The sequence below is a fragment of the Colwellia sp. genome, assembly GCF_013215345.1.
Classification (GTDB): domain Bacteria; phylum Pseudomonadota; class Gammaproteobacteria; order Enterobacterales; family Alteromonadaceae; genus Colwellia.
In genome coordinates this window covers 1-10,831 of the sequence record NZ_JABSOV010000124.1, presented here as the reverse complement: position 1 = coordinate 10,831, position 10,831 = coordinate 1, and the positions used below count along the sequence as shown (strand labels likewise).

Below are 10,831 nucleotides of genomic sequence, written 5' to 3'. Positions count from 1 at the left end.
GCCTATTATTATGCCGTTAATGGACTTAACCGATAGTGAACAAGTGGTGTTAAGTGATTTTTGGGGCTACTTCCAAGAACAAATTCAACAGGCCTCGCTGCGTTACTTTGCTGATACTGTTGTGGTAATGAGAGTTTCTGACTCCAGCTTAGTGAATGAAGAAGATAAAGTTAAAACCTCGGGTTTGGCAGATAATCTTTCTTGTGGTTTATTGTGTCAGCCAGAAGAAATTGCAAGTGCGAAAGTACTTGATTGGCGTGTTTACACACAAGGCACACTGTATACGAAAAAATACCAAGGTGTTAATAAAGTCGCTTTGATTAACCAAGGCTTATCGGACATCACCGAGCTGATTTATCAATCTTATGCACTATTAACATCGGCGGATAATGATTTTATTATTGAAGTGAATAATGTCACCTCCTTAAAAAATGATATGCAATTATTTAACTTTTTAGTAGACTTGTCAGCTGTTAAACGAGTGACTTTAATCAGTGCCCAAGGTAATGTACGTCGCTTTAAATTAGACTTGCTGGGTTCAAAGGCCTCTTTTTTAGCGTCATTAAAATTGAACGATAAGTTAACGCAACAACTTGATAATCAACTCGATGGCATTTATCACAGCCAGCAGTTTAATAATCAAGTAAAGATTACTGTGCTTGGTGAGCTAGAGTTAGCAGCTCAGAACATCGCTGAACCAAATACAGCGGCTAAAAATACTAGTAGCAACGCTACTATGTCTGATGACGCAGCTCTTGGTGATGCCCAAGTATATTTAAATGGTAATAAAACAGTGCTGAATGATAAAGACATTGTTGTTACCAATCCAACCATTGAACTAACGAAGAGTGACCCATTGCAGACAACATTGGCAGTTAAACCACAGCTAACAATAGCACCCATCATTCCTGTCTTTTATTGGGAGCAAGGATGAAGCAAGTAGCTCAACTCACCTTGCAAGTGCAACTACCTGATGATGAAACTTTTGACAGTTTTAAAAGTGATGCAAATCTCGGTATTGTCAGTCAGCTAAAATCTTATATTGATCAAAAGCAAGATAGCCCGCATAGTTTTTACATGTTTGGCTTGTCTAGTGTCGGTAAGTCACATTTACTGCATGCCAGTAGTACTTATGCTGCACAAGTTGGTAAGTCTTCCGTGTGTCTATCTTGTGCTGAATTTAAGCATTTACCTGTGGAAGTGTTAGATGGTTTAGAGCAAATTGATTTAATTTGTCTAGACGATATTCATTTAATTGCCGGTGATGAACGTTGGCAACAAGCCATTTTTGATTTGTATAATCGAGTTTTTGAACAAAATAATTACTTATTAATTTCAGGGGATGAAAGTGCTCAGCAACTCGGTATTAGCTTACCTGATCTGGTTTCAAGACTCTCTTGGGGCTTAACTGAGCAAGTAAAGCCTCTTGAAGATGAAGAGAAAATCATTGCCATACAACACCGTGCCACACAGCGTGGTTTATTTTTATCAGACGAAGTCGTTAAATTTTTACTGAATCGTTTGAGTCGAGATATGGGCAGCTTAATAACTTCACTCGATGTGTTAGATAAAGCCTCTATTCAAGAGCAAAGAAAAATTACCATACCTTTTATTAAAGAAGTACTCAGTCTGCAATAGCTTGCTAGGGGTTTCGAATAAAGTCATCAGTTAAATAAAAAGCACGATTAAATTAATCGTGCTTTTTTGTGTTTACTTATTACTGAATAGCCTAAAAACTAATGTTTAGGTAAAGGTTTTTCATAATAACGATTGAAATTATCGTCGGACATAAGTTCAGACTTTGCTGGGTTTTCTTGAGTAAAGTTACCCGGAATAGCATAGCTTTTTAGTTGTTTCAGCAAATGATTCATACTCGTTTTACTTGGGCTGATGGTTAAATTCTCCAGCCAGTTATTTCCTACCGTCATAGCAATTGGCGTAGCGATTAAGTCCATCGCGGCTTGACTGTCAAATTCAGGTAATACCCGACGGGCACTAAATAGTACTCTGGCGGTTAACTTATTATCACCAATACGGCCACGTTGTCCCCAAGTCACTATATAGTCACGGGCAGAGATATTATCGCCAATAGGCTGATTGGTGATGGCAACATCGCGAAGAATACCAAAGCGACTTTGCATCATGAGCTCTTCAAATAACATGGCGTAATCTTCGCGCTTACTTGAGTAGGCATAAAAATCAGTGGCGCGATCTGGGCTAAAGAAACCTTCAATGTCCGTAGGTAAGTAGTTTTTTTGTGTTTGGTTGGCGGTTTCACCAGCAAAGCTAACTTGCCCTAAATCGCGCATTTCTTGACTTGCTAAGGGTAGGCTAATTGCCAGCTGATCAGATTCAAAATCAGTACTGACTGCAGCATCAAGAACACGTTGACCACTCTGATGAGTATACCATTCATTACTGGGGAAAAAGTCATTGGCATGGGCAAGCTCATGATACATTAAAGAAGTTAAACGATATAAGGCGTCGGTTGGCGTGCGAGTGATTCGAGCTGATTTACTAAAACTTTGACTAGCATAGTCATTATCTTTGACGTAACGCCAGGGCATAACAAACTGTAAATCATTGCCAAAGTCAGCACGAAAGTCTGGCGCTTCATTAATGGTATCTCGCTCTTGGGGGGTTAACCATAAATTTTCAGCGTCTAAATATATTGCCCCCGTTGCTGCCCAGTAAAAAGATGGGCGAATATCATAAGCTATAACTATCGCCGTGGTAGCTCTTAATAAATTTCTGATATCGTTATTGGCATCAGTATTGGTTAAATAATCTTTAAAACGATCACCCATCCACTGGTGAGAAACCACCACTCTGTCCATAATACTTTCAACAGAAGGTATTGTAGGTGAGTTTTTTACCTCTTCAGCAAGTAAAGGCGTTTGAGCTAAGGTACAAGAGCTAGTTAAGCTATTTGAATAGACGCAATTGACTAAATTTTCAGCGTAAGGGCTGTTGGGATTATAAGCAAAAACTTTGGCTTTGCGATCGGAAAAATAGGCCTTACCCACAATTGCCGCTGCGGGCTCTACTAATACCGCCACTTGATCGTTATAGGTTATATTGCTGTTAGCTTCAGTCGCTGAAACATTAAAAGTAATAAGAGTGTCAAAATTAACCTTGGGAGCATCAAAAAATATAGCTAATTCACCATTACTATTATCTGTTGTTAAGGAAACCGTTGGGCCACCTACTTGCTGCCATGTCAGGGTGCTGGCGTCTATTGTTTGGTGTATTTCACTGCGAAAAGAGACTTTGTTCTCAGCTAAGGCTGTATGTGATAAACGAGCGGTAATTTTGTGAACAGCGGATTCTACTAGGAAGGTTTTTTCTAAGACTTGCTCAATATTATCACTGTCGGTAAAACTGACAGTAAAACTATACTCGCCATCAACAACTGGGGTAAAAGAAATGACCTTACTACTTGCGGCTAATACAGTTACTGCTTGACCAGAGGTTTGTTGCCACAGTATGTTTGAGATAGGCTGGTTAGCTGCGAGCAGTAATAAATCTACACCTTGATTGATAGCTGGTACTTCATCGAGCAGCACAAGGCTGGTTTCATTTTGATTGGGCTCATTATTGAATGAGTTACTATCACAAGCAGATAATGTTGCCATTACCGCTAGTGATAACCCTAAGTTAAAGCCATATAAGTGTGCGCGCATTCAATCCCTTTTATGTTCTTTTATTGTCTCTAACTTGACCGTATTAGCAAGTTTGCATTATTTATCTTTCTTTTTGCGTATGCTTAGCCCTAGCTCCTGACCACGGAATTTAGCGTAATAAGTTGCGCCAAAAAACATAGCACTAGCAAAAACTAACTCTAATATTGCCCATATCCTGTCCGCTGGCAATACCCAAAGAGTGGTTAAGCTATGTAAAAAGTAAATTAAAACAATAAAGTTAGACCAGGCATAGGTAAAAGGGTTGCTTTGTAATAAACCTTTTAAGGGAAATAATAACGGTAGGGTAAATAAGAGTAAGGAAGTTGAAGTACTTAAACTTTCACTTGGGCTTAATACGATTAACCATAACGGCATAAAGATAAGTAATGAAAAATAGCCCATTAAGGCTATTTTTTTGTAGGTATTGGTTGCAAGTCTTTGTTTATTCATTGGGTACTTATTTATATTGGTGATTTATATCTATGATATATAGGTAATTAAATTGCCGTTAAGCGCTTGAAGAAGGTTAAAACATTCTCAGGAGGACGACCAATAATGGCTTTGTTGCCATCGGTAACTATAGGGCGCTCAACTAACTTTGCCGTATTCGCCATGGCGTTAATTAGCGCTTCTTCACTGGCGCCTTTTAAGTTTTGTTCGGTAAATTCAGCTTCTTTAGCACGCATCATCTCAAGTGCTGAGCAATCAAGTTGGCCTAAGAGCTGTTTAATTTGTTTAACATCAAAGGGTGTTTTTAAGTACTCAATGATAGTGACTTCTTGCTTGCTCTGCTGTGCTTGTTCTTCAAGTAGCGCTAGTGTTTGACGACTCTTTGAGCATCTCGGATTGTGATAAATAGTAAACATGGATTTCCTTAATAAATAAAACTGCTGTAAAAATATGAATAGCTAGTGATTTAATCAAATGGCTATAAACGTTTTAAACGATTCTCTTGCTCTTGAAATTGTAAAATACGGGCCTTTACGCGTTTTTGTAATAAAGGCTGTGCTTCAAGAAGGGTGTAACTGGTTTGTAGCTCATCGACAGCCTTAGAGTAGCCCCCTAACAGGGCAAGTACTTCGGCTTTATTCATGTGCATAAGACCAAGCTTGCCTTGAGAGCGATATAAGGTGGTTAATATATCATAAGCGATAAAATTACCTGGGTTGACTAATAAAAAGTCATGCAATATCTCCGCGGCTAGATCATAGTCTTTCACCGAAAGTAGTGCATTGGCATAGTTTAAACTGACCACTTGGTTGTTTGGCATAAATAAATTTAACTGCTCAAGCATCTTAATGGCTGAATCGGCTTGGTCATTTGCTAAATATACATCCGTTAAGGCATCGATATAAAATAAGTTATTTTTATCACCTTGTTTTAATGTTTCTAAAAGTTGTAACGCTTGCTTGATTTGTTTGTCTTCAAAATACGATAAGGCCAAACCATATTGTGCCGCGGCTTTTATAGCATAGCGATTTTTCGATAATTGTTGTTGATAGAAAGCAATATTTGACTTGGCATCGCCTTGGTACCTCGCTTTTAAGCGCGACTTAGTAAGCTCAAAGCTTAAGCTGGGTGGCAAAGGCCTTGCGGGATAATTTAGTGCGCGTTGTCTAGCTTCAGCAATACGTGACTCTGGTAAGGGGTGAGTTAATAGCATTGCTGGTGGCTTGCTGGCATAGCGATATTTTTCCGACATCTTGCTAAAGAAACTTGCTGCACCTTGTGGGTCAAAGCCACTATTGGCTAACAAAGCGATACCGACTCTATCGGCTTCTTTTTCATTACCACGGGTGTAGTTAATACTTGCTTGTTGTGTTACCGCCATACTCGCAGTTAGCGCTGCCATACCAACCGTAGGATTAACTAAGGTAATCAAGACACTTGAAAGCATGGCCGCCATAGTTAAAGTTTGTGTTTGGCTTTGTGACTCCAATCGACGCGCTAAGTGACGTTGGGTAACGTGAGATATTTCATGAGCAATAACCGAGGCTAACTCACTTTCTGTGTCAGCTGTGGTAATTAAGCCACTATGAATACCAACATGGCCACCAAAAAATGCAAAAGCGTTTAATTCTTTATTGTTGATAAGAAAAAACTCAAAGGCATAATTAACCCCTTGGGCATTTTTTACTAGGCTATTACCTAAATGATTGATGTATTCAATTAACACTGGATCTTGAATTAATGGTTGTGAACCACGTAATTGGCGCATCATCGCCTGACCAATTTGCAGCTCTTTATCTACGGATAAAACGCTGTAGCCTGAAATACCAATGTCGGGTAATTTATTTTTATCGTTTTGATTATTAATGGCGTTGGCATTAAAGCTTGTCGCCATCGCAATACTTAATGTCAGCAATAAGGCATTAAGCATAGGTTTTAGGTTAAACAATATTACATCCTATATTCATTATCGAAATATACTTAGGTGGTTAGAAGGTGATTTAAAATAATTAGTTTTCTTGGTTATGGATATTACCATTTCTATTAGCAATTTCTTGATAAAACTCAGCAATACTATAACCTTTGACCGCAACAATTTGAAAAGATTCGCTTAAAATTGTAATTAACTCTTCAACTTTGTAGTGGGCAAACTTTAATAACGCTATATCGGCCTCGTCACCGCTTTGGAAACTGTATATGGAAAAGGCCACTAAGCTATTGATACGAAATAGCATTTGTGTATTCTCAGGTAACCAAGTATTAAAAGGGCAGTTGCCTTTATTAATCATGCTTTGAGTAACATTTATGCCGTCTATAACAGGGTAACAATGTAGCTCATAACCCATGTCATTAAATTCATGCCGTAAGCTAATCTGTGCTTTGTTTTTAACTTCGACACTGCCATCAGGGCTTTTACTTGCGCCTAATAGGGTTAAGTTCCAGGAATTTGGATTTAAAACCTGTTTGTATGCACTATCAAAACCATGAGTAAGTATGCCATCTAAATCACCTAAAGAAGAAGAAAATATATGGTACATTGCAGAGACGTCACCCCAATTTATCTTCTTTTTATAGGCATTAATTTCTTTTAAGTTAGCTTGAGGGCTTAATGAACTCATTTAATTAATATTCCTAGTAATAAGTTGTTTTTACATAAGACATACCTATAGAGGTACGCTATGATGACTTTAGTTAGTACAATGGATTAATTGTCGCAAATTAGTGAATTAAACTAAAGCGCTGTTTTAAATATTCAGATGATTTATAAATATGATGGTATAGGTAAAAAGTGCCCGGTACCTTTAATTAACATGCGTTTATTGATAAAAAAAATGCAAAGCGGTGATGAGTGTATCATCTCTATCAATGATGCTGGCTCACTAAATGATATCCCTAAGTTGTTAGATAAACAGGGTTACCAATACCGTAAACAAATGATTGGGAATGGTACGGTAGAAATTAGTATTAGCGTATAAGCCCGCAAGCTGCGATTTTTGCTGTTTATACCGCGTTATCACCGGCTTATGTCATCAATTACATTTCACCTGCGCAGCCTTGTCTACATATCAAACGAACTACTGTAAAGTAATCCCGAAAGATCAACAGCCGTTAGGCTAAGTAAAATAAAAAATAGGTAATTATGTTCAAGTTATTTAGTGATTGGTATACACGTAAATTTTCAGATCCCCATGCGGTAACTCTCGTTGTACTTTTAATTTGTATTGCATTATTTATTGCTTTATTTAGTAGTTTATTGATGCCGGTGTTTGTTGCTATTGCATTAGCTTTTCTATTAGATCTGCCGGTTAACAAACTTATGCACAGTTCTATGTCGCGCTCAGGTGCAACGATAGTGGTGGTGGTTACTTTCCTTACTTTCTCCTTGTTGGCAGTGTTAGGGCTTATGCCAATTATCTGGAAACAAAGTAGTAATTTATTACAAGAAGTTCCCAATATGATTACCCAAGGGCAAGGTTACTTATTAACACTGCCAGAAAAGTATCCAGAATTTGTCCATGTTTCTCAAGTTGAAAGCTTTATCGTTATGGTTAATGATAATTTACTTGAATGGGGCCAAGTCGCGCTGAAAGCGTCATTAAACTCTATTTCTGACATTGTCGCCTTGATGGTTTATTTAATTCTGGTGCCCTTAATGGTGTTTTTCTTCTTAAAAGATAAAACTGAATTAATGGCCAGTGTTGCCTATTTCTTGCCTAAAGAACGGCGCATGGCAATTCAAGTAAGTAATGAAATGAACCAGCAAATTTTAAATTACATCCGCGGTAAAGTAATTGAAATCCTTATTGTTGGCGCAGCAACTACTATCGCTTTTATGTTCCTTGATTTGGAATATGCCTTGTTATTAGGGGTATTGGTTGGTTTGTCGGTATTGGTACCTTATGTCGGCGCGACTGTGGTTACTTTCCCCGTTATGTTAGTGGCACTTTTCCAATTCGGTTTCAGTAGTGAGTTTGGTTACGTTATGCTCGCCTATGGCATAATTCAAGCAATCGATGGCAATGTTATTGTACCTTTACTCTTTTCTGAAGCGGTGAATCTTCATCCTGTTGTTATTATAATTGCAGTGATATTTTTTGGTGGCTTATGGGGTTTTTGGGGAATATTTTTTGCCATTCCTTTAGCAACGCTAGTAAAAGCGGTGATTAATGCTTGGCCATCAGTTCCTGAGCCTGATAGTACCAATGAAGCAGCTGAACTATAAAAACCGTGTTAGTTATCTCAAAGAAGTACCGGTAACTAAAACTGCTAAGTTAAGAAAATTAAGCAAAGCTGAAGTAAATTAAGGTAAATCAGAGGATATGAAATGGACTTAACGTACACGCAAAGAATGATGCCGGCAAATAAACGTATGGCACTAGTGGCCCATGATAATAAAAAATCCGATCTAATTGCTTGGGCGAAAAATCGCAGTGATGATTTAAAATTCCATCACTTATTTGCCACCGGTACTACCGGGACTTTATTAAGCTCTGCCATTGGCTTACCGATAAAGTGTTTGCTTTCTGGACCTATGGGTGGTGATCAGCAGCTTGGCGCATTAATCGCCGAAGGTGAGATTGATGTGATGATCTTTTTCTGGGACCCGCTTGATGCGGTACCACATGATCCCGATGTTAAAGCGCTGTTACGATTAGCTGCAGTGTGGAATATTCCGGTTGCTACTAATAAATCTACAGCTAATTTTCTTATGGACTCAGATCTCATGACGCAAGAGAGTGCCATTGAAATTCCTGATTATGCGGCTTACTTAGCAGCACGAACAAAGTAGTTGATACCAATCTGTATAAGAAAGTGATCGCTTAGCGATAATTTAAAGGCAAAGCATTGATTGAATAGAATGGTTATTCAGCAGAGTATGCTCAGGATAATATGCTCCTGCATTATCTAATAAGGTACTTCCTGTACCGTCTGCATTCTCTAAGAACACCATCCATGTAACATCCTTGTCAAAATCAATAACGCCGCTAATAAGCCGGTTTAACAGGCCTGTACGCGAGTATTTTTATGTTTTGTTTTTGTTTTTTCTAGCGGTACTTGCCCATTGAAATAGGCAAGTACTTTAGTTACGTCATGTATCCTATTGGCAAAACTTTTTTTATTCGCGCGTTCATTAATGGTGTGATCGCCATCGCCAAAGGGACCGAAACCATCTAATGTCGGTACGCCCATAGCCGAGATTGTATTTGCATCACTAACACCGCCACGTTTTTCCAGTTTAAGTGGTCGGTCAATAATCGCTTCAATTTTCTGAATTAGCAACACTTGCTGTTTGTTGGTTTGCATAATGTCTCGTTGTAATCCACCGGAGAAGGACGACTTTATGCCGTTAATATTTTGCGTGGTAGCAATGCGTTCAATTGCAGTCAATACACGATTTTTCTCAGTATTATTAGTGAATCTTGCTTCAACCGTAATGCTCGCCTGCGGTGATATTGTGTTGGCGCCAATGCCACCCGATATCTTGCCTGCGTTAACTGTGGTACCAAAACTATTACGTGTTAATGCCGTGAGTTCAATAATCATATGTGCAGCAGCTAGGTTGGCGTTAATGCCGTCGCTGTAATGATTGCCTGCGTGTGCGGCTTTGCCTTTAATATCGATGGTATAGGTAGCAACACCCTTACGGGCAATAACAACTTCGCCTTGCTTGCCAGCGGCTTCAAAAACCAGACAAAGATCATAATTTCTTGCGATAGACTGGGTTAAATACTTACTATCGTCACTGCCACTTTCTTCATCACTAACCATTAACACATCAATATTGACAATATGGCCAGCATTTTTGTGTATTTGTCTTAGTGCGCAAAGTGCGACATAGTTTCCGCCTTTCATATCACAAACACCAGGTCCGTAAATCCATTCTTTGTCTTCACTGAAGTCTTCAAAAGTGCCTGGTGGAAATACCGTATCAAAATGACCAAGCAGCAGTATTTTCTTGCCAGTACTTTTGGCTGATTTATAGAGGATGTGTGCACCAATATGTGTCCGCTCGTATCGCTCTACGCTAAAGCCTAGCGCTTGCATCCATTGGCTGTAAAGCAGACCAACTTTATCTACGCCAACTTTATTCTTAGTGTAAGAGTTTATCTCTATGAGTTGTGCTAATTCCGCAAAATCAAAGTTTGATTGAGTTTTTTTTACGCCAGACATGATAATTCCTTTTTATCTTAATACCAGGCTATTGCACTAAAAATATAAGTCATTTTGATTACGTAATTATGAAGCTTTTATTTAAAGTGAGCTTTGTCATATATATGTAACAACGCCTACCTAGTCTTAACAATGACTGTAAATACATTTAATCAAGCGTAATAGAAAGGACTTTATAATGTCGACGTATACCGTAGGTATGTGGATGTATAAGAATGGCGGCGGCCATATTATCCAAGATGAAATGATCAGAAAATTAAGAGCACGTGATATTCAGGTGATCCCTGATTTGAACTTGGCGAATGCGATGGCAACAGCCGGACATATACTTTGCAAAAAAGTAGCCATGGAAGAGCTGGACTTGTTTTTTTCTTACAATGCCGGTAAGCAAAGTCAATTTCAAATGTATTTATATCAAATTTTAAACGAGTCGGTGCCGTGCATAAATAACTTCGACTCATTTGCTTTAACCGAAGACAAATTTCGTACCTCCCATAAACTTACCCAAGCAGGTATAGCCACGCCGG

The 10,831-nt window shown here is 38.6% G+C and carries 11 protein-coding genes and 1 pseudogene; 6 read left to right on the top strand and 6 right to left on the bottom strand.

Annotated features, from left to right (window positions below):
• Positions 1–934: DUF2066 domain-containing protein (locus HRT50_RS15335; RefSeq protein WP_291616038.1), on the top strand; the 934-nt coding region annotated here is incomplete at its 5' end.
• Complete coding sequence (hda, locus tag HRT50_RS15330) at positions 931–1,638, top strand: DnaA regulatory inactivator Hda (RefSeq protein ID WP_291616036.1); 708 nt, start codon at positions 931–933, stop codon at positions 1,636–1,638. The genes HRT50_RS15335 and hda, both read left to right, overlap by 4 nt.
• A gap of 98 nt (positions 1,639–1,736) precedes the next feature.
• Here the strand turns inward: hda and HRT50_RS15325 are convergent, their stop codons facing one another.
• The 5 genes from HRT50_RS15325 to HRT50_RS15305 all read right to left on the bottom strand — a co-directional run bounded on the left by HRT50_RS15325 (position 1,737) and on the right by HRT50_RS15305 (position 6,751).
• The gene (locus HRT50_RS15325; protein ID WP_291616034.1) at positions 1,737–3,683 is read right to left on the bottom strand and encodes a hypothetical protein; all 1,947 of its coding nucleotides are present in this window, start codon (positions 3,681–3,683) and stop codon (positions 1,737–1,739) included.
• A 57-nt stretch (positions 3,684–3,740) separates the two neighbouring features.
• On the bottom strand, positions 3,741–4,133 hold the full coding sequence (locus tag HRT50_RS15320) for a DUF2069 domain-containing protein (RefSeq protein ID WP_291616032.1): 393 nt from the start codon (positions 4,131–4,133) through the stop codon (positions 3,741–3,743).
• A 47-nt stretch (positions 4,134–4,180) separates the two neighbouring features.
• Positions 4,181–4,549: an arsenate reductase (glutaredoxin) gene (gene arsC, locus HRT50_RS15315; RefSeq protein ID WP_291616030.1), complete on the bottom strand. Its 369-nt coding sequence runs from the start codon at positions 4,547–4,549 to the stop codon at positions 4,181–4,183.
• 62 nt (positions 4,550–4,611) lie between these two features.
• Positions 4,612–6,081 (bottom strand): M48 family metalloprotease, encoded by a 1,470-nt coding sequence (locus tag HRT50_RS15310; protein ID WP_291616028.1) that lies wholly within the window; start codon positions 6,079–6,081, stop codon positions 4,612–4,614.
• A gap of 61 nt (positions 6,082–6,142) precedes the next feature.
• Entirely contained in the window at positions 6,143–6,751 is a 609-nt protein-coding gene (locus HRT50_RS15305) for a hypothetical protein (protein WP_291616026.1), read from the bottom strand.
• Positions 6,752–6,889: 138 nt separating this feature from the next.
• Here HRT50_RS15305 and HRT50_RS15300 point away from each other — a divergent pair, with 138 nt between their 5' ends.
• The 3 genes from HRT50_RS15300 (at position 6,890) to HRT50_RS15290 (ending at position 8,922) form a co-directional block, all read left to right on the top strand.
• The gene (locus tag HRT50_RS15300; protein ID WP_291616024.1) at positions 6,890–7,108 is read left to right on the top strand and encodes a sulfurtransferase TusA family protein; all 219 of its coding nucleotides are present in this window, start codon (positions 6,890–6,892) and stop codon (positions 7,106–7,108) included.
• A gap of 164 nt (positions 7,109–7,272) precedes the next feature.
• Entirely contained in the window at positions 7,273–8,355 is a 1,083-nt protein-coding gene (locus tag HRT50_RS15295) for an AI-2E family transporter (protein ID WP_291616022.1), read from the top strand.
• A 102-nt stretch (positions 8,356–8,457) separates the two neighbouring features.
• Positions 8,458–8,922 carry a methylglyoxal synthase gene (locus HRT50_RS15290; RefSeq protein WP_291616020.1) on the top strand — a complete coding sequence of 155 codons (465 nt, stop codon included), beginning with the start codon at positions 8,458–8,460 and terminating at the stop codon, positions 8,920–8,922.
• 209 nt (positions 8,923–9,131) lie between these two features.
• Here the strand turns inward: HRT50_RS15290 and HRT50_RS15285 are convergent, their stop codons facing one another.
• Positions 9,132–10,304 carry a M20 family metallopeptidase gene (locus HRT50_RS15285; protein ID WP_291616019.1) on the bottom strand — a complete coding sequence of 391 codons (1,173 nt, stop codon included), beginning with the start codon at positions 10,302–10,304 and terminating at the stop codon, positions 9,132–9,134.
• A 178-nt stretch (positions 10,305–10,482) separates the two neighbouring features.
• Here HRT50_RS15285 and HRT50_RS15280 point away from each other — a divergent pair.
• Positions 10,483–10,831, top strand: a pseudogene (locus HRT50_RS15280) (hypothetical protein); the annotation flags it as partial.

Coding starts and splice junctions, on each gene's coding strand:
- hda (WP_291616036.1), top strand. CDS start 931: ATGAAGCAAGTAGCTCAACTCACCTTGCAAGTGCAACTACCTGATGAT.
- HRT50_RS15325 (WP_291616034.1), bottom strand. CDS start 3,683: ATGCGCGCACACTTATATGGCTTTAACTTAGGGTTATCACTAGCGGTA.
- HRT50_RS15320 (WP_291616032.1), bottom strand. CDS start 4,133: ATGAATAAACAAAGACTTGCAACCAATACCTACAAAAAAATAGCCTTA.
- arsC (WP_291616030.1), bottom strand. CDS start 4,549: ATGTTTACTATTTATCACAATCCGAGATGCTCAAAGAGTCGTCAAACA.
- HRT50_RS15305 (WP_291616026.1), bottom strand. CDS start 6,751: ATGAGTTCATTAAGCCCTCAAGCTAACTTAAAAGAAATTAATGCCTAT.
- HRT50_RS15300 (WP_291616024.1), top strand. CDS start 6,890: ATGATTTATAAATATGATGGTATAGGTAAAAAGTGCCCGGTACCTTTA.
- HRT50_RS15295 (WP_291616022.1), top strand. CDS start 7,273: ATGTTCAAGTTATTTAGTGATTGGTATACACGTAAATTTTCAGATCCC.
- HRT50_RS15290 (WP_291616020.1), top strand. CDS start 8,458: ATGGACTTAACGTACACGCAAAGAATGATGCCGGCAAATAAACGTATG.
- HRT50_RS15285 (WP_291616019.1), bottom strand. CDS start 10,304: ATGTCTGGCGTAAAAAAAACTCAATCAAACTTTGATTTTGCGGAATTA.